19 protein-coding genes are annotated in these 17,787 nt (G+C 63.7%); 9 read left to right on the top strand and 10 right to left on the bottom strand.

Annotated elements, in window-relative coordinates:
* The first annotated feature begins 192 nt into the window (after window positions 1-192).
* On the top strand, window positions 193-1,749 hold the full coding sequence (ahpF, locus tag BLS08_RS08430; protein WP_090336354.1) for an alkyl hydroperoxide reductase subunit F: 1,557 nt from the start codon (window positions 193-195) through the stop codon (window positions 1,747-1,749).
* A 155-nt stretch (window positions 1,750-1,904) separates the two neighbouring features.
* On the opposite strand, the gene BLS08_RS08425 is transcribed toward ahpF, so the two are convergent.
* Complete coding sequence (locus tag BLS08_RS08425) at window positions 1,905-2,747, bottom strand: bifunctional allantoicase/(S)-ureidoglycine aminohydrolase (RefSeq protein WP_090336352.1); 843 nt, start codon at window positions 2,745-2,747, stop codon at window positions 1,905-1,907.
* A gap of 144 nt (window positions 2,748-2,891) precedes the next feature.
* Between BLS08_RS08425 and BLS08_RS08420 the strand changes: the two genes are divergently transcribed.
* Window positions 2,892-3,746 carry a LysR substrate-binding domain-containing protein gene (locus BLS08_RS08420; RefSeq protein ID WP_090336350.1) on the top strand — a complete coding sequence of 285 codons (855 nt, stop codon included), beginning with the start codon at window positions 2,892-2,894 and terminating at the stop codon, window positions 3,744-3,746.
* A gap of 128 nt (window positions 3,747-3,874) precedes the next feature.
* Here the strand turns inward: BLS08_RS08420 and BLS08_RS08415 are convergent, their stop codons facing one another.
* From BLS08_RS08415 to BLS08_RS08390, 6 genes are all read right to left on the bottom strand, one after another.
* Window positions 3,875-4,528 (bottom strand): HAD family hydrolase, encoded by a 654-nt coding sequence (locus tag BLS08_RS08415; RefSeq protein ID WP_045734390.1) that lies wholly within the window; start codon window positions 4,526-4,528, stop codon window positions 3,875-3,877.
* Window positions 4,528-5,514: an ABC transporter ATP-binding protein gene (locus BLS08_RS08410; protein ID WP_045734391.1), complete on the bottom strand. Its 987-nt coding sequence runs from the start codon at window positions 5,512-5,514 to the stop codon at window positions 4,528-4,530. Before BLS08_RS08410 ends, BLS08_RS08415 begins: the two co-directional genes overlap by 1 nt.
* A complete protein-coding gene (locus BLS08_RS08405) occupies window positions 5,511-6,305 on the bottom strand; it encodes an ABC transporter permease (protein ID WP_090336348.1) in 795 nt (264 codons plus the stop codon). Before BLS08_RS08405 ends, BLS08_RS08410 begins: the two co-directional genes overlap by 4 nt.
* Entirely contained in the window at window positions 6,292-7,134 is an 843-nt protein-coding gene (locus tag BLS08_RS08400; RefSeq protein WP_045734393.1) for an ABC transporter permease, read from the bottom strand. Before BLS08_RS08400 ends, BLS08_RS08405 begins: the two co-directional genes overlap by 14 nt.
* Entirely contained in the window at window positions 7,131-7,937 is an 807-nt protein-coding gene (locus tag BLS08_RS08395) for an alkaline phosphatase family protein (RefSeq protein ID WP_090336347.1), read from the bottom strand. Before BLS08_RS08395 ends, BLS08_RS08400 begins: the two co-directional genes overlap by 4 nt.
* 102 nt (window positions 7,938-8,039) lie before the next feature.
* Window positions 8,040-9,098 carry an ABC transporter substrate-binding protein gene (locus BLS08_RS08390; protein ID WP_090336345.1) on the bottom strand — a complete coding sequence of 353 codons (1,059 nt, stop codon included), beginning with the start codon at window positions 9,096-9,098 and terminating at the stop codon, window positions 8,040-8,042.
* A 316-nt stretch (window positions 9,099-9,414) separates the two neighbouring features.
* Here BLS08_RS08390 and BLS08_RS08385 point away from each other — a divergent pair, with 316 nt between their 5' ends.
* The 4 genes from BLS08_RS08385 to BLS08_RS08370 all read left to right on the top strand — a co-directional run bounded on the left by BLS08_RS08385 (window position 9,415) and on the right by BLS08_RS08370 (window position 11,955).
* Window positions 9,415-10,131, top strand: coding sequence for a UTRA domain-containing protein (locus tag BLS08_RS08385; protein ID WP_017677902.1), 717 nt, complete (start codon window positions 9,415-9,417; stop codon window positions 10,129-10,131).
* Between the two features lie 188 nt (window positions 10,132-10,319).
* Window positions 10,320-10,694, top strand: coding sequence for a YciI family protein (locus tag BLS08_RS08380; RefSeq protein WP_075746084.1), 375 nt, complete (start codon window positions 10,320-10,322; stop codon window positions 10,692-10,694).
* 33 nt (window positions 10,695-10,727) lie between these two features.
* Window positions 10,728-11,510 carry a DUF899 domain-containing protein gene (locus BLS08_RS08375; protein ID WP_090336344.1) on the top strand — a complete coding sequence of 261 codons (783 nt, stop codon included), beginning with the start codon at window positions 10,728-10,730 and terminating at the stop codon, window positions 11,508-11,510.
* 22 nt (window positions 11,511-11,532) lie between these two features.
* Entirely contained in the window at window positions 11,533-11,955 is a 423-nt protein-coding gene (locus BLS08_RS08370) for a YybH family protein (RefSeq protein WP_021488383.1), read from the top strand.
* 31 nt (window positions 11,956-11,986) lie between these two features.
* Here BLS08_RS08370 and BLS08_RS08365 read toward each other — a convergent pair whose 3' ends face one another.
* Entirely contained in the window at window positions 11,987-12,937 is a 951-nt protein-coding gene (locus tag BLS08_RS08365) for a helix-turn-helix transcriptional regulator (protein ID WP_090336343.1), read from the bottom strand.
* A gap of 190 nt (window positions 12,938-13,127) precedes the next feature.
* Between BLS08_RS08365 and BLS08_RS08360 the strand changes: the two genes are divergently transcribed.
* Together BLS08_RS08360 and BLS08_RS08355 are read left to right on the top strand one after the other, a co-directional pair.
* Window positions 13,128-13,838 carry a glutathione S-transferase family protein gene (locus BLS08_RS08360; RefSeq protein ID WP_090336342.1) on the top strand — a complete coding sequence of 237 codons (711 nt, stop codon included), beginning with the start codon at window positions 13,128-13,130 and terminating at the stop codon, window positions 13,836-13,838.
* A gap of 20 nt (window positions 13,839-13,858) precedes the next feature.
* On the top strand, window positions 13,859-14,242 hold the full coding sequence (locus BLS08_RS08355) for a VOC family protein (protein WP_090336443.1): 384 nt from the start codon (window positions 13,859-13,861) through the stop codon (window positions 14,240-14,242).
* 10 nt (window positions 14,243-14,252) lie between these two features.
* Here BLS08_RS08355 and BLS08_RS08350 read toward each other — a convergent pair whose 3' ends face one another.
* The gene (locus BLS08_RS08350) at window positions 14,253-14,786 is read right to left on the bottom strand and encodes a tetratricopeptide repeat protein (RefSeq protein ID WP_090336340.1); all 534 of its coding nucleotides are present in this window, start codon (window positions 14,784-14,786) and stop codon (window positions 14,253-14,255) included.
* 154 nt (window positions 14,787-14,940) lie between these two features.
* On the opposite strand from BLS08_RS08350, the gene BLS08_RS08345 reads away from it, so the two are divergent.
* Window positions 14,941-16,068 carry a M14 family metallopeptidase gene (locus tag BLS08_RS08345; protein WP_090336338.1) on the top strand — a complete coding sequence of 376 codons (1,128 nt, stop codon included), beginning with the start codon at window positions 14,941-14,943 and terminating at the stop codon, window positions 16,066-16,068.
* A gap of 147 nt (window positions 16,069-16,215) precedes the next feature.
* Here the strand turns inward: BLS08_RS08345 and BLS08_RS08340 are convergent, their stop codons facing one another.
* Window positions 16,216-17,490, bottom strand: a complete 1,275-nt coding sequence (locus tag BLS08_RS08340) for an OprD family porin (protein ID WP_090336337.1) — start codon at window positions 17,488-17,490, stop codon at window positions 16,216-16,218.
* Window positions 17,491-17,787: the final 297 nt, after the last annotated feature.

Raw genomic sequence — 17,787 nt, 5'->3', positions numbered from 1 at the left:
GCCAGCCTTTGGCTGTTACTCCCGTTGGTCGTTTCGCCTTGCCTAGCCGTCGCTCGCGACGCTCTGAAATCCGTTTTGCAATTGCTACCTGCGCTGTCAGGGCCATTACCGGCCCCTGTGGTGCCCGATGCCCGGGCGCGATCCGTCCGGGCATTTTATTGCCCGAATTTTCGTATTTGAGGAATTTCCGCCATGTTGGACGCCAATCTTAAAGCCCAGTTGAAGGCCTACCTGGAGAAGGTCACCCTGCCGTTCGAGATCGTCGCGTCCCTCGATGACGGCGCGAAATCTCAGGAGCTGCTGGGCCTGCTCCAGGACATCGTCGGCCTGACCGACAAGATCACCCTGAAGACTGACGGCAACGATGCCCGCCGTCCGTCTTTCGCCCTGAATCGTCCGGGCGAAGACACCGGCGTTGCCTTCGCCGGTATCCCCATGGGCCACGAGTTCACCTCGTTGGTGCTGGCGCTGCTGCAAATGGGCGGTCATCCATCGAAGCTGGATGCCGACACCATCGCGCAGATCAAGAGCATCGAAGGCAAGTTCGAGTTCGAGACCTATTTCTCGCTGTCCTGCCAGAACTGCCCGGACGTGGTCCAGGCGCTGAACCTGATGGCCGTGCTCAACCCCAACATCCGCAACGTCTCCATCGACGGTGCGCTGTTCCAGGAAGAAGTCGAGCGTCGCCAGATCATGGCTGTGCCGAGCATCTACCTGAACGGCGAGGTGTTCGCTTCCGGTCGCATGGAAGTGAAAGAAATCCTTGCCAAGATCGACACCGGCGCTGCCAACCGCGACGCCGAGAAGATGAGCGCCAAGGACGCCTTCGATGTACTGGTAGTCGGTGGTGGCCCGGCGGGTGCTTCGGCTGCGATCTACGCCGCGCGTAAAGGTATCCGTACCGCGATTGCCGCCGAGCGCTTCGGTGGTCAGGTGCTGGACACCATGGCTATCGAGAACTTCATCTCCGTCAAGGAAACCGAAGGCCCGAAACTGGTGCGCGCGCTGGAAGAGCACGTCAAGGAATACGAAGTCGACGTGATGAACCTGCAGCGCGCTTCGGCTCTGGTACCTGCCAGCAGCGAAGGCGGCCTGCACGAAGTGAAGTTCGAGAACGGCGCGTCGCTCAAGGCCAAGACCGTGATCCTCTCGACCGGCGCACGCTGGCGCGAGATGGGTGTGCCCGGCGAGCAGGAATACAAGGCCAAGGGCGTGTGCTTCTGCCCGCACTGCGACGGCCCGCTGTTCAAGGGCAAGCGTGTGGCGGTGATCGGCGGCGGTAACTCCGGCGTCGAGGCAGCCATCGACCTGGCCGGCATCGTCGCCCACGTGACCCTGCTGGAGTTCGCCGACACCCTGCGTGCCGACGCCGTGCTGCAGAAGAAGCTGGGCAGCCTGCCCAACGTCACCGTGATCAAGAGCGCGCAGACCACCGAGGTCAAGGGCGACGGGCAGAAGGTCAACGGCCTGGTGTACAAGGACCGCACCACCGAGGAGCTGCACACCGTCGAGCTGGAAGGCATCTTCGTGCAGATCGGCCTGCTGCCCAACAGCGACTGGCTCAAGGGCAGCGTCGAGCTCAACCGCTTTGGCGAGATCATCGTCGACAGCAAGGGTGCGACCAATATCCCCGGCGTGTTTGCCGCCGGCGACGTCACCACCGTGCCGTACAAGCAGATCGTCATCGCCATGGGCGAAGGCTCGAAGGCATCGCTGTCCGCCTTCGACCACCTGATCCGCCATAGCTGATCGGTTGTTGCAGAAACGCAAAGGCCACCCCTCGGGGTGGCCTTTTTGTTTCTAGGCATCCGTAGGAGCGAGCTCTGCTCGCGAACATCGCAATCCAAGCGATTCGCGAGCAGAGCTCGCTCCCACAGTTACGCCCCGTCCCTGGAGCAATGCGCTCAGCGCTTCAGACCGCCCAGGGTCAACGGCATCTGGCGGTTCACATCCTTGTACAGCAGGTAGCGGAAGCGGCTCGGGCCGCCGGCGTAGCAGGCCTGGGGGCAGAAGGCGCGCAGCCACATGAAGTCGCCGGCTTCCACTTCGACCCAGTCCTGGTTCAGGCGGTACACCGCCTTGCCTTCGAGCACGTACAGGCCGTGTTCCATGACGTGGGTTTCGGCGAAGGGGATCACACCACCCGGCTCGAAGTTGACGATGTTGACGTGCATGTCATGGCGCATGTCGCTGATCTCGACGAAGCGCGTGGTGCTCCAGCGGCCTTCGGTGCCCGGCATGACGATCGGCTCGATGTCCTGCTCGTTGGTGACGAAGGCTTCCGGGTAAGGCACGCCTTCGACCGGTTGGTAGGCCTTGCGCAGCCAGTGGAAGCGCACGGCCTGGCTGCCGTTGTTGCGCAGCGACCAATCGCTCTGCGGCGGTATGAAGGCGTAGCTGCCCGGACGCATGGCGTGCTGGGTGCCGTTGAGGGTCAGGCTGAATTCGCCTTCGACGACGAAGATCACGCCTTCGGCGGTGGCGTCGAGCTCAGGCTTGTTGCTGCCGCCGTTCGGGCCGACTTCGACGATGTACTGCGAGAAGGTTTCGGCGAAGCCGGTCAGCGGGCGGGCGATGACCCACATGCGCATGTTGTCCCAGAACGGCAGGTGGCTGGTGACGATGTCACGCATCACGCCTTTGGGGATCACGGCATAGGCTTCGGTGAACATGGCGCGGTCGGTCAGCAGTTGTTCCTGACCGGGATGGCCGCCATGCGGGGCGTAGTAGTAGGGCGTTTTGCTCATCGAGAGATTGCCTCGGTGGGTGGATGGCGCTGGGAACGATCCCGGCGCGGAAAATTGGCTCCCATGCACTATAGGAATTCGCGGATGGATTCGGAAATTAAATAGTAGAATGCCTGTCAGTGGGTTTCATGATAGGCATGCGACATGCTCGATCCCGTGTTGTTACGCAGTTTTCTCGCCGTGGTGCAGACCGGTGGCTTCACCCGCGCGGCTGCCAGCCTGCATCTGACGCAGTCCACGGTCAGTCAGCAGGTTAGGCGACTGGAAGAGCAAATCGGCGCCGAGCTGCTCGACCGCAGCGGCCGCTACGTGGTGACCACCACCGAGGGCGAGCGCCTGCTGGGTTACGCCAACCGCATCGTCGCACTGATGGACGAGGCCATGCTCGCTCTGGGGCAGAGCGCGGTGGAGGGCGAAGTGCGCCTCGGCGTGCCGGACGATTTCGCCGCCAACAGCCTGACGCCCTATCTGGCCGATTTTGCCGACGCACATCCGGGTATCCGCCTGGAGATCACCAGCGGTCTTAGTCATGACGTATGGCGCGCGTTCAATGCCGGTGAGCTGGACCTGGCGCTGATCAAGCAGCGTGCCGGTAGCGCCAAGGGCCTGGCCAGCTGGGCCGAACCGCTGGCCTGGCTCGACAGCCGAGCGCGCCCGGTGCTGGCGCGCAACCCGGTGCCGCTGGCGGTGTTCCCGCCCAACGGCCTGTATCGTCTGGAGATGACCCACGCGCTGGACGCCATGGGCAAGCCCTGGCGCATCGCCTATGTCAGCAGCAGTTTGCCCGGCGTCAGCGCCGCGGCCGAAGGCGGGCTGGGTCTGACCCTGTTGCCGCGTCGCTTGATCACTGCCGAGCACCGTGAACTGGGCGAGGCCGAAGGCTTCGCCCCGGTAGCGCCGGTGGAAGTGGCCCTGCATGCGCGCAACCAGTTGCCCGGTTACGCGCGGGAGCTGGCGGCGGCGTTGATCGAGGCCTGCGAAGGGATCATGAGCAAGTAGGGTGTCGCGGGGGCCGGGTAGGGTGCGCCGTGCGCACCTTGAAACCAGTGCTTCGCCTTGTTGACCGTACACGTCGGCGGACGCCGGTGCGCACGGCCTGGGCGGCCCCGCGACATGCTACGACAGGATCAGCGCCAGCTGAGAATCGGCCAGCCGGCCTGTTCGGCGTGGGCGCGCAGGGTCGGGTCGGGGTTGACCGCGTAGGGCTTGTCCACCAATTGCAGCAGCGGCAAGTCATTGCGCGAGTCGGAATAGAAGCTGGCGCCGGCCAGGCTTTCGCTCTGCTCGGCGAGCCAGGCGTGCAGGCGGGTTACCTTGCCTTCGCGGTAGGTCAGTACGCCCTGGGTACGCCCGCTGTAGAAGCCGTGCTGCAGCTCCAGGTCGATGGCCAGCACCTCATCGATGCCGAAGCGCTCGGCGATGGCGCTGACCAGGAAGTGCGCCGAGGCCGAGATCACCAGCAGGCGATCGCCTGCGGCGCGGTGCGTGGCCAGGGTGCGGCTGGCGTCGCTGTAGAAGATCGGTTCGATCACGTCCTCGACGAAGGGCTCGACCACATGGGCGACCTCCTCGGGCGTGCGGCCGACCAGCGGCGACAGGGTGAAGGCCATGTAGTCCTCCATGGCCAGTGTGCCGGCGGCATACTGGCGCATCAGCTCCTGTTCGTGGGCGATGAAGGAGTCGCCATCGGCCCAGCCAATCTTCACCATTTCCTGTGTCCACAGACTGGCGCAGTCGCCATGGATCAGCGTTTCGTCGAGATCGAAAATCGCCAGGGCCATCACGCCACCTCCCGGATCGCATCAGCGCCAATGGCCAGGCTGACGCTCTGGCCGTCGTGGTGCAGGTCGGCGGCGGAGCGATTGAGCACATCGACCAGCAGCTCCACGCCGCGCGCTTCGACGCGGTAGCGGATCACGTTGCCGAGCAGGCTGTGGCTGCGAATCTGCGCCTCAATGCCGCCGTCGGCGAAGTGGATGGCTTCCGGACGAATCGCCACGCGGCTGCCGATCTGTTGGCCGAGCAGGCGGCTGGCAGCCTCGGCATCGAGCAGGTTGTAGTTGCCGATGAAGCCGGCGGCGAAGGCATCGGCCGGCGCGGTGTAGAGGGTCTCGGCGTCGCCGCTCTGGACGATCTGGCCGCCGTTCATCAGCACGATGCGGTCGGACAAGACCAGCGCCTCTTCCTGATCGTGGGTGACGAAGATGGTGGTCAGGCCCAGCTCGCGCTGGATGGCGCGGATCTGTTCGCGCAGGTGTTTGCGGATGCGCGCATCCAGTGCCGACAGCGGCTCATCGAGCAGCAGCAGGCGCGGACGGGTGACCAGCGAACGGGCCAGGGCCACGCGCTGGCACTGGCCGCCGGAGAGTTGCTGCGGGTAACGATTGGCGTAGTCGTTGAGCTCCACCAGTTCCAGCACCTCGGCGACGCGCTTGCTGGCCTCGGCGGCTGGGACTTTCTGCATGCGCAGGCCGAAGGCGACGTTCTGTTGCACAGTCATATTGGGGAACAGCGCATAGCTCTGGAACACCATGCCGATGCCGCGCTTTTGCGGCGCAACGGGTACCAGGTCCTCGCCGCCCAGCAGGATCTGCCCGCCGTCGACCGCCGTCAGGCCAGCGATGCAGCGCAGCAGGGTGGACTTGCCGCAGCCGGACGGGCCGAGCAGGGTGATGAACTGGCCCTGGCCGATCTCGATGTTGATGTCGGTGAAGATGGGCGTTGCGCCGTAGCTTTTATGCAGGCCGCGGATATTCAGGTAACTCATGATTTGTCCTTGTTCAGACGGTTGGCTGCCCAGGTCATCAGCAGCACGAACATGAAATAAGAGATCACCAGGGCGCTGGTGAAGTGGCCGCTGTCGTTACGCATGTTGTACAGGTACACCTGCAGCGTCTCGTAGCGGCTGCCCACCAGCAGGTTGGCGAAGACGAATTCGCCGAACAGGAAGCTGAAGGACAGGAACACCGAGACCATCAAACCCTTGCGCAGATTCGGCAGCACCACCATGAAGGCCGCGCGCCAGGTGCTGGCGCCGAGCAGGTGGGCGGCGTCCATCAGGTCGCGCAGGTTGATCGCCTGCAGGTTGTTGGTGATCGCCCGGTACATGAAGGGCAGGGCGATGGTGAAGTAGCAGCCGATGAGGATCCATGGCGTACCGAGGATCGGCAGCGGGCCGGACGCGAACAGCTGCATCAGGCCGACCGAGGACACCACCGGCGGAATGGCGAACGGCAGCAGGATCAGCACGTTCATCACGCCGTCGAGCCTGGGGAAGTGGTAGTTGACCACGAACAGTAGCGGCAGGATCAGCAGCAGTGCCAGCGCCAGGGCAGCGATGCACACCAGCAGCGAGCGGGCGAAGGCGGCGAGAAAGCGCGCGTCGCTCCACAGCGCCACGTACCACTTGAAGGTGAAGCCGCTGGGCAGGATGGTCGCCGACCAACTGGTAGACAGCGAGTACACCAGGGTGCCGAGCAGCGGCAGCAGCAGGATCAGGAACAGCAGGTAGACCACCAGTTGGTGGAACAGCGGCGAGCGTTTTTCAGCGGGCGACATGGTAGCTCCGGCGCAGCAGCCATTGGTGGACGATGGTGATCAGGGTCATCAGGCCGACCAGCACCATGGCCAGCGCGCTGGCCATGTTGGGGTCGAGGAAGATGTCGCCGGAGACCATCGCCGCGATACGGATCGGCAGGATGTTGAAATTGCCGGTGGTCAGCGCATACACCGTGGCGTAGGCGCCCAGGGCGTTGGCCAGGAGGATGACGAAGGTGCCGAGCAGCGCCGGGGTCAGCACCGGCAGGCCGATATGCCGCCAAAACTGCCAGGTGCTGGCGCCGAGCAGTTCGGCCGACTCGCGCCAGTCTTCGCGCAGGGCGTCGAAGGCCGGATAGAGCAGCAATACGCCGAGGGGAATCTGGAAGTAGGTGTAAAGGACGATCAGGCCGGTCTTGGAGTAGAGGTTGAAGTCCTCGATCACGCCCATCTGCTTGAGCAGGATGGTCAGCGCGCCGTTGAAGCCGAGCAGGATGATGAAGGCGAAGGCCAGCGGCACCCCGGAGAAGTTGCTGGTCATGTTGGAGAAGGCCATGACGAAATCGCGCAGGCGGCTGCTGACCTGGCGCAGCGAATAGCTGCCGATGATGGCGATGACGATGCCGAACAGGCTTGACCAGAAGGCCACCTCCAGGCTGTGGCGCATGGCCTGCCGGTAGAACGCCGAGGAGAAGGCCTGCTGGAAATTGCCCAGGCCCCAGCCTTCGGCGGTATTCAGACTGTTGCTCGCCACCCAGGCCAGCGGCGCGATCTGGAAGGCGAAGAAGAACAGGGCGAAGGGCACCAGGCACAGCAGTGCCCAACCCTTGCTGGATATGGTGGACTTCATGCAAGCAGCTCCCTGCACCAGGGTTTGTCGTGGGCTGCGCCGAGTAGCTGGCAGATAGTGCCGCACAGTTCGGTCTGTTGCGGGCGGGCTGCAGGATCGAGGCTGAACGCGCTGCCGAGAACGATCAGCGGCACTTCGCGCTCTTCCGGCAGCACGCCGTTGTGGCTGCGGTCGTTGTTCATGCCATGGTCGGCGGTCACCAGGATCTGGTAACCGGCGTCGAGCCAGGTCTGGATGTATTCGGCCAGCAGCACGTCGGCCCTGCGCGCGGCGTTGCGGTACTGCGAGCTGTCGAGACCGTGCTTGTGGCCGGCGTCGTCGATGTTCATCGGGTGCACCAGCAGCAGGTTGGGGCTATGGCGCTGGCGCAGGCTGTCGGCATCGGCGAACAGGTGCGAATCCGGGTAGTGGTCGGCGTAGTAGAAGTGGCCGTGCTGGATCGGTAGCGACGGTTCAAAGGTGTGGCGGTCGCGGGCAGCCTGGAAGGGCGCGCGGTTATACAACTCACTGACCCAGTGATAGGCCGCAGCGGCGGTGCTCAGGCCGGCGTCACGGGCGTAGTGAAAGATGCTGCGCTGATGCGACAGGCGCACCACATCGTTATTGACGATGCCGCTGTCGATGGGCGCCACGCCGGTGAGGATGCATTCGTAGAGCGGGCGGGACAGTGCCGGCAGGGCGCAGTCCAGCTTGTACAGTGCGGCGCGCCCGGCCTGGCAGTAAGCCAGCAGGTGGCCCAGCGCATGCTGGGCCACCTGATAGCTCAGGCCATCCAGTACCACCAGGATGACGTTGTGCTTCATGGATTTCTCTCGTTCGGTCGTAGCCCGGATGCAATCCGGGGGCGTACTTGGCGATTGCCCCGGATTTCATCCGGGCTACGGATCAATGGTGTCGCGGCCGCATCAATTCATATTGATGATCACGTGCTCCTGCCACAGGCGCGGCAGCATCTTGGAGGTGTTCTCCCAGGCAGCGGCATCCTTGATCGGCTGGACCTTGGCGTACTGCTCTTGCGGCAGCAGCTTGGCCTGCACCTCGGCCGGCAGCTCGATGTGCTCGGCGCGGATCGGGCGGGCGTTGCCCTTGGCCAGGTTGATCTGCCCAGCGTCGCTCAAGATGTATTCGCGGGTCAGCTTGGCGGCGTTGGGGTTCTTCGCCCACTTGTTGATGATGGTGGTGTAACCGGAGATCACCGAACCGTCAGACGGGATCAACACCTCGAAGCGCTCGGGGTCGATCTGGTCGCGGTAGGACAGGCCGTTGAAGTCCCAGACGATGCCGACTTCCACTTCGCCCTTCTCCAGGGTCTGGATGGTCGGGTTGGCCAGCGACAGGCGACGCTGCTTGGCCAGTTCGCCGTAGAAATCCAGGGCCGGTTGCACGTTGCTCTCGTTGCCACCCATGGCGATGGCAGCGGCCAGTACGCCGTTCACGGCTTGCGCAGCGGTGCTGACGTCACCGGCAGAGACCTTGTAGGTGCCGGTCTTGAGGTCGGCCCAGGAGCGCGGAATGTCCTTGACCAGTTGCTTGTTGACGATGAAGGCGATGGAGCCGGTGTAGGCCAGCATCCAGTGACCGTCCTGGTCCTTGGCCCAATCCGGAATCTGCGCCCAGGTGCTCGGTTTGTACGGCTGGGTCACACCTTGTTGTACGGCGATGGGGCCGAAGGCGGCGCCGACGTCACCGATATCGGCGGTGGCGTTTTCCTTTTCGGCGGCGAACTTGGCGATTTCCTGCGCCGAGCTCATGTCGGTGTCCTGATGCTTGAGACCGTAGAGGCGCGCCAGGTCCGCCCAGGTGTCTTTCCAGTTGGCCCAGCTGTCGGGCATACCCACGCTATTCACCGCGCCCTCGGCGCGTGCAGCCTGTTCCAGTGCCTGCAAGTCGGTGCCTTCGGCCATGGCGGAGGTCGCCAGGGCGATGGCCGAACCCATCAGTGAAGCCCGCAGCAGTTGTTTCATTGGAAACTCCTTTGCAGTGAGAGTGTTGGTCTAGATCAGCAATACCCGAGCCAATCTAAGCGCCTTCGATGACAGTTTTATGTCCGGCCATGGGTGGCAGATGTCTAGGTGCAGTCAGCTGGCGCGCTCATCAAGCGTAGACCATGGATAAGTGGCTGATTTCGCGGGCCTTGAGTGGATGTGACAGTGGCATGCGGCGTGCTTGCAGCATGGCTGTCATCTATCAGTCATCTAGACTGCCTAGTCTTGTAACCCGTCTGAGCGAGTGACTTTTGCCCTGTCATGGGGCTGGACTAGTCCAAAAGGGGAAATTTTGATGCGCGAAGAAGCGCCACGGGCCGTCACCATCATCTGCCGCGCGTTGCAGGAGCAGATCGACCGGGGCCTGTTGCCCTCCGGCAGCAAGTTGCCGGCCGAGCGCAAGCTCAGTGAGTTGTTCGATACCACGCGCATCACCCTGCGCGAGGCGCTCGGCCAGTTGGAGGCGCAGGGGCTGGTCTATCGCGAGGAGCGTCGTGGCTGGTTCGTTTCGCCGCAACGGGTGGCCTACAACCCTCTGGTACGTACCCACTTCCACGCCATGGTCGCCGAGCAGGGGCGGGTACCGGCTACCGAGGTCCTGAGTGCGCGCTTGATGCCGGCCTCCGCGCAGATCTGTCAGGTGCTGGAGCTGCCGGCACTGTCGAGCGTCTATCAGGTGTGCCGCGCGCGGCGCATCGACGGGCGCCTGGTGCTGTATGTCGAGCACTACCTGAATCCGGCCTACTTCCCCGGCATTCTTGAGTTCGACCTGACTCGCTCGCTGACCGACCTGTATGCCAGCGAGTACGGCATCCACTACGGTCGCGTGCGCTTCGACATGGTACCCACCGCGCTGCACGCCGAAGCCGCCGCCAGCCTCAAGGTGGCGCCCGGCAGCCCGGCGCTGCGCATCACCCGGGTCAACCGCGATCAGCACGGACGCATCATCGACTGCGACCTGGAGTTCTGGCGCCACGACGCCATTCACGTCAGCGTCGAAGTCCCCGAGTAGAGTGCGCTGCGCGCACCGAGGTCGCCGGCAGACTGTGAATCGCCAGTGCGCGAGGACTACGGAGAGGCTGATGCGCACGGCGCACCCTACCGTTCGTCGGCTTCTGTGATGTTTTTGCGGCCAATGTCGAAATGCGCTCGCTGCGTTCGACTATCCAGTACCCACCCGCCAAGGAACTGGAGTGCGTCATGAAATACCTCTGCCTCGTCTACGCCAACGAACAGGAGCTGCACAGCTCCCCCGACAGCCCGCATGACAGCGAATGCTTCGCCTACGCCAACTCGGTTCAGGAGAGCGGGCGCATGCTCGCCGCCGAGGCGCTGCAATCGGTGCAGACCGCCACCACCGTGCGCATGCGCGGCGGCAAGCTGGCGATCACCGACGGCCCCTTCGCCGAAACCAAGGAGCAACTGGCCGGCTTCTATCTGGTGGAGGCGCGTGACCTCAACGAGGCCATCCAGCTCGCCGGGCACATCCCCGCCGCCCGTGTCGGCTGCGTGGAAGTGCGCCCGGTGCGCGAGCTGGATATCCAGCCGGCGCAGCTGCAGGCCGCTCAGCACTGAGCCGGCAAGGCTCGATCAACAGGGAGAACCGCTATGGATCGCCACTATGTCCCCGAGGTCGCCACGCGTGAGCAATGGCTGGCCGCTCGCAAGGCGCTGCTCGAGCAGGAAAAGGCGCTGACCCGCCAACGTGACGCGCTCAACCGCGCCCGCCGTGCCCTGCCCATGGTGTTGGTGGAAGAGGATTACCGCTTCGACGGCCCGCAGGGCGAAGTCGGTCTGGAGGCGCTGTTCCACGGGCGCAGCCAGCTGATCGTCTACCACTTCATGTACCACATGGATCGCGGCGAGGGCTGCGACGGCTGTTCCTGCCTGGTGGACAACATCGGCCACCAGTCCCACCTGCATGCCCGCGACACCAACCTGGTGCTGGTCTCGCGCGCGCCCTTGGCCGATCTCGAGGCGTTCAAACGGCGCATGGGCTGGACCCTGCCCTGGTATAGCTCCTACGGCAGTCGCTTCAATTACGACTACCACGCCACCACCGACGAGCAGGTCGCGCCGGTCGAATACAACTACCGCGACAAGGACGAGCTCGAGCGCTTGGGCCTGACCTATCACATCCAGGGCGAGCAGCCCGGTATCAGCGTGTTCCTGCGCGACGGCGGGCAGATCTACCACACCTATTCCACCTATGGCCGAGGCGTGGAGATGCTGATGAGCAGTTTCCATTTCCTCGACTTCACGCCTTTTGGCCGCGGCGAGGGTTGGGATGGTATGCCCGATCTGGACGGCAAGGGGCTCAACTGGACGCGCCTGCACGACGAGTACGAACAGACCGCGCCCACCCACGACTGCTGCGGCCACAAGGCCTGAACCTCAGCGAAGGAGAAACGACATGAGTCAGCACGAATTGCAAGATGCCCTGAACGACTGGACCGAAGCCTGCCGCAGCAAGGACGTGGCGCGCATCATGAGTCACTACGTCGAGGACGTGGTGTCCTACGATGCCATCGGCCCGTTGCGTTTTCAGGGGCGCCCGGCGTACCAGGCGCATTGGCAGGCCTGTATGGAGATGTGCAGTGGCCCGGGGATGTTCGAACCGCACGAGCCGACCTTCACTGCCAGCGGCGATCTGGGCGTGACCCATTACCTGCTGCATTGCGGCGGCAGCAATGAAAAGGGCGAGCTGGAGACCTGCTGGATGCGCGTGACCCAGTGCCTGCGCCGCCAGGGCGGCCGCTGGCTGATCTTCCACGAGCATTTCTCTGCCCCGAGCGACATGGAAAGCGGCAAGGCGCTGTTCGATCTGCAGCCCTAGCGAGCAGGGGCTGTGCCGTACCAGACCATCCTTAGCGCGCGACCAGTTCCAGCATGCGTTGCGCCTGCTGGCGTACGGCCTCACGCAACTCGACCGGCTGTTCGATGGTGAAGTCGAAGGACAGGCGTAGCAGCAGGCGAGCGAACCAGGTCGGGCTGTCGGTGCTGGTGGTCAGGCGCACGCTGTTGCCTTCGGGCATCAGTAGACCAGCGTTGCTCCCCAGTTCGGCGATGGCACCGGCGAGGTCGGTGTGCAGCTGGATACTCACCGGGTAGGCCCGTGGCAGGGTGGCGATGCTGGTATTGAGGTGGGCGGCGGCATCGAAGGCTTCCGGCCGCTCGAAGTGGCTCTCCAGGGCGCGCACTTCGCGCAGGCGGTCCAGGCGGAAAGAACGTACCGCCTGGCGCAGGTGGCAGTAGCCGCTCAGGTACCAGAAGCCCTGGCGGAAAACCAAACCGTAGGGGTCGACCTCGCGCTCGCTGCATTGGCCCTGATCGCTGCAATAGCTCACCCGCACCTGACGGCGCGCCTCGGCGGCAGCGGCGAGTTCGGCCAGCAGTTGCTGGTCGCCATTGGCGCGGCTGCGCGGCAGATCCAGGATGGCGCTCTGGCTCAGGGCGCGCACCCGCTGCTGCAGCCCCTTGGGCATGACCCGCTCCAGCTTGGCGCGGGCACTGGCCACCGCCATGGCGGTTTCTGCCAGGCCCAGATTGGCCGTCGCCAGCAGGCCCAGCGCCACCGCCTGGGCCTCCTCAGCAGTGAACATCAAGGGCGGCAGCTTGAAACCGGCCACCAGGCGGTAACCACCGTGCCGGCCGCGCTCGCTGGTCACCGGAATCCCCAGGTCCTCCAGATGGCGGATGTAACGGCGCAGGGTGCGGCCGTCCACCTCGAGGCGCTCGGCCAGTTCGCGGCCGCTGAGCTGGCCATGGCTTTGCAGCAGCTCCAGCAGGGCGAGCACGCGGGTGGTGGGGCTGTTCATGGGATCGCAGGCTCCGTAGGGGGCGCTGTGCGCACCGATCAACCCCCTGGCTGTCTTGCTGCGCGCGCACTCAACAAAAAACAGCGCTAGGCGATTTTATTAGGGCGGAATATAGCCTAATTGGCTCTTAGTCTGGAGGTAGGTCGACGCTAAAGGCGTGTCGGCCACCAGCAGACAAGGAGCAACCCTTATGCAACCGATACTGTTCTACGGCGTTCCGCAAGGCTGTTCGTTCGGCTCGATCGTAGCCCTCGAGTGGCTCGGCCAACCTTATCGCCTGTGCCGGGTCGAGATGCTCGAGCAACCCTGGGACCCGCTTTTCGAGCGGATCAACCCGCTCTATCAGACGCCCGCACTGCTGCTGGAGAACGGCGAGTTCCTGAGCGAGAGCCTGGCCATTCTCCTGAACCTGGCGGCGCGGTCGGTGGATACGCCGCTGGGCCCACGCCAGGGCAGCGATGAATTCGATGCACTCAACCAGATGCTGTCCTACCTGGTGACCGACTTTTTCTCCGCCTTCAACCCGCTGTGGTTGGCTTATGAAAAGGCTGAGCTGGACGAGCCGCAGCGCGAGCTGTTGCGCAGCCTCGGCGCAGAGCAGGTGATGGCGGGCTGTCGTTATCTCGATCGGCTGCTCAGCGAGCGCGACTGGCTGCTGGGGCAGCGACGCAGTCTGGCGGACGCCTACCTGAGCGGTGTCGGCCGCTGGGTCGACTACCACCAGTTGTTCGATCTGCGACACGACTACCCGCATCTGGCCCGCCACCTGGCTCGACTCGCCAACGATCCGGCGGCGCGTTTCGCTCATGCGATCGAGCAGGGCATGACGGTTGAGGGCGCTGGCGGCTTCCTCGGCCATGTGGGCTTCCAACAACTGCGCGAAGGGCTGTGCGCAGCCTGAAAACCTATGGTGAGGTTTCGATGATCGACCATCTTTGTATCACCGTGGCCAACTTTCGCCGCAGTCGCGCCTGGTATCAGGCGGCCCTGGCGCCTTTGGGCTACGAGTTGAAATACGACGGCGAGCATGGCGCGGGGTTGGCCGCCGGCTTCGGTCCGCAGGCCGAGGAGCAGGCCGTGCTTTACCTGCTCAGTGCCGTCCCCGGGCGTGGCCAGTGCGAGCCGCTGACGCATTTTTGCCTGCGTGTCGACAGCCAGGCGACAGTGCAAGCCTTCCATGCCGCGGCGTTGCAGGCCGGTGGCGAAGACAATGGCCGGCCCGGCCTGCGCGAAGAATATGGTTACTACGCCGCCTTCGTGCTTGACCCCGATGGCTACAACGTCGAGGTGGCCTGTTACGTCTGAACCTTCGTCACTACTGGCCCAGCGCCGCGCAGGAAGGCTCGTAGCGCTGCTGGCAGGCGCTCTGGTACAGGCGCTGGGCCTGGTCAGGGTCGCGTGGTACGCCGCCTTCACCGCGACGGTAGAGGTTGCCCAATACATGCTGCGCCATCGGGTTGCCCGCAGCGGCTGACTGGTTGAGATACTTGAGCATGTCGCGCTGGTTGGCGAACTCAGGGGCGTCGCGGCCGGTATAGAGATAGGCCAGGCTGACCGCCGCCATGGCATGACCCTTGTCGGCGGCCTGCTTCCACCAGTACTCGGCCTGCTTGAGGTTCTTCTCCGGCTGGCCGACGAAGTAGCTGCTGCCGAGCTGGAACTGGCTTTCCAGATCACCACGCTGGGCCCGCTGGCGCAGCTGATCCTGCTCGGTCTGGGTGATGGGCTGTTCCACCTGTGGCTGTTTTTCCGGCGCGCTGGAGTCTGGTTCACGCCCGGCGCAGCCCGCCAGCAACGCGATGGCGAGCAGGGCAGTGGTAGCGTGACGCAGGTTGATCGGGCTGGGCATGGCAGAAACTCCGTAGTCGGGAAACAGGGCAAGTCGCTATTAGGCTGACCCTGGCCACCATAGTTCGCTGTCGTTGATCAGTCTGTCGCGGTGCGACTTCACACTCGCGTCATGAACTGCAATCCTGAGCGCTGGTTTCGCTTACGAGGCAGTCATGAAGATCAGTGCGGATTTCGACAGTGGCAACATTCAGGTCGTCGACGCCAGCGACCCGCAGCGCGTACTGCTGGCCATGCGGCCGGACCTCAACAGCCACCATTTCCAGTGGTTTCACTTTCAGGTCGATGGTCTACAACCTGGCCAGGGTTATGGCTTCTGCCTGACCAATGCCGGGCAGTCGGCCTACAACCGCGCCTGGGACGGTTACCAAGCGGTGGCCAGCTACGATCAGCAGGACTGGTTTCGCGTGCCCACCCGTTATGAGGACGGGCAACTGCACTTCGAGTTGCAGGCCGAGCACGAGCGCGCCTGGTTCGCTTATTTCGAGCCCTACCCACGAGCGCGGCATGAACGCCTGATCGCCAACGCGCTGGAGCGCGGCGCTGAACTGGTTGCCAGCGGTAGAAGCCTGGAAGGCCGTGATATCCAGCTACTGCGCATCGGTGGCCAGGCTGGCGCTGCGCGCAAACTGTGGATCATCGCCCAGCAGCATCCGGGTGAGCACATGGCCGAGTGGTTCATGGAGGGGCTGATCGAGCGTTTGCAGAATCCGCAGGATGCCGAGATCGCCGCGCTGTTGGCCGAGGCAGAGTTCTATCTGGTGCCGAACATGAACCCGGACGGCGCCTTCCGCGGGCACCTACGTACCAACCATGCCGGGCAGGACCTCAATCGCGCCTGGCAGTCGGCCAGTTCCGAGCGCAGCCCCGAGGTGCTGTTCGTGTTGCAGCATATGCAGCGTATTGGCGTTGACCTGTTCCTCGATATCCACGGCGACGAAGAGATCCCTCACGTGTTCACCGCCGGTTGCGAGGGCAATCCGGGCTACACCCCACGGTTGGCTGCGCTGGAAGAAGACTTCCGCAATCGTCTGGTTGGTATCGGCGCAGAGTTTCAGACCCGTTTCGGTTATCCGCGTGACGAGCCGGGTCAAGCCAACCTGACTCTCGCCTGCAACGCCGTCGGCCAGGCCTTCGATTGCCTGTCGTTCACCATCGAGATGCCGTTCAAGGACCACGATGACAACCCGCAGCCATGCACCGGCTGGAATGGCGCACGCTCGCAGAAGCTGGGGCAGGATGTGTTGACCGTGCTGGCGCAGATGGTCGCCACCTTGAGATAGGGGGTGCACCCTGCGGCATTCGAGCCGGTGCGCACGGGCACCCTATAGGGCCTGCGCTATCACAGGCAAAAAAAAGCCCGTCACGAGGACGGGCATAAAGTGCCGTTAACACACAGGAGTCAATAGGACGCAGTGATGCGTCCGGTATTACAGAATCGACAGCGGATAGTTGAAGATCAGACGGTTCTCGTGCAGATCGGCACCCACGTCGCGGCGCACGTCGGAGTTACGCCAGCGGATGCTGAGGTTCTTCAGCGTGCCTTCCTGGATGGTGTAGGCCAGCTCGGATTCGCGGCCCCATTCCTCGGCGTTCTCGCGGGTTTTCACGCCATTGGTGTAGACGTCGATGTTGCTACCGCTGACGTAGCGGTTCATCAGGGTCAGGCCGGGAATGCCGAGGCCGGCGAAGTTGTAGTCATGGCGGATCTGCCAGGAGCGTTCTTCCGGGTTGTCATAGCTGTTGGTGAAGCCGTCGTTGACCAGAGTGCCGCCGCTGGCGCCGTCGATGCGCATGAACTTGGTGTCGCCGCTGAGCTTTTGGTAGGCAACCATGAAGCTGTTGTTGCCGGTCTTGGCAGTGAGCGCGCCCTGATAGACCTTGTTGTCCAGGTTGCCGGCCTTGGCCGCGCCTTCTTCCTTGCCGGTGACATAGCCAAGGTTGGCACCCAGGACCCAGTCACCGACCGCTTGGCTGTGGGTCAACTGCACGTAGCTCTGCTGGTAGACGTCTTCCAGGCGCGCGTGCCAGACGCCGACCATGGTGTTGTTGCCGTTGAAGCGGTACTCACCGCCGCCGAAGTTGAAGTCGTCGCCCTTCACGCCACCGAACGACATGTCTTCACGGCTGGCATCGTTGCGCTGGCTGTTCTTCCAGAACTGGCCGCCGTACAGGGTCAGGCCATCGATCTCGTTGGAAGTCAGCTGAGCGCCCTGGAAGGTTTGCGGCAGCGAGCGACCGTCGTCAGCACGCAGGATCGGCAGCACGGCGAACCACTCGCCGACCTTCAGTTCGGTCTTGGAAATCTTGGCCTTGGCAGCTACGGCAGTACGGCCGAACTGGTCGGCGGCCTGGCCATCATCGTGGATCGGCATCAACTGGGTGTTGGCGGCGCCACGGTTGCCGTCCAGCTTGATGCTGTACAGACCGAGCACATCCAGGCCAAAGCCGACAGTGCCCTGAGTGAAACCGGAGCGGGCATCGAGGATGAAGTTCTGCGTCCAGCCCTCGGCCTGGCCCTGGCGCTCACCGCGGATCACGGGGTCGGTGCCGTTGAGGTAGTTGCGGTTGAAGTAATAGTTGCGCAGGCCGAGGGTGACCTTGGCGTCTTCGACGAAGCCGGCAGCGTGCGTGGTGGTCGGCATAACCAGGGCCAGAGCCGTGCTGCCGAGCAGGGCCAATGGAATGATGTTGCGTGCGGTCATTGTTGTTGTGCTCCCAGTTTTTGAACGAACCATCCCCTGCCGGTCTGCATCAGGACCTGCATGATGGGAATGTTGTGTTTGCCCCGTAGAGGGCGATAGCCCGGCCGAACGCGGCCGGTCATTGCTGGTGGCTGACGTCAGCCTCCGGCGAATCCGGTTCTATGGCGTGTGGCGGCGATGGATGCCGAGCAGGCGAGGGGCTGCTGCGCTGAGGGAGAGGCGAGGGTAGTCATGTCATGGCCCTGTTTCTTGTTTTTATCGTTGTCATATGTCGTCATACAACTTGCTGGATTATCG

Origin of the sequence: Ectopseudomonas chengduensis (genome assembly GCF_900102635.1) — a bacterium.
GTDB classification, from domain to species: Bacteria; Pseudomonadota; Gammaproteobacteria; order Pseudomonadales; family Pseudomonadaceae; genus Aquipseudomonas; species Aquipseudomonas chengduensis.
The sequence above is the reverse complement of the archived record's forward strand: the minus strand, read 5'-3'. Positions and strand labels throughout refer to the sequence as shown.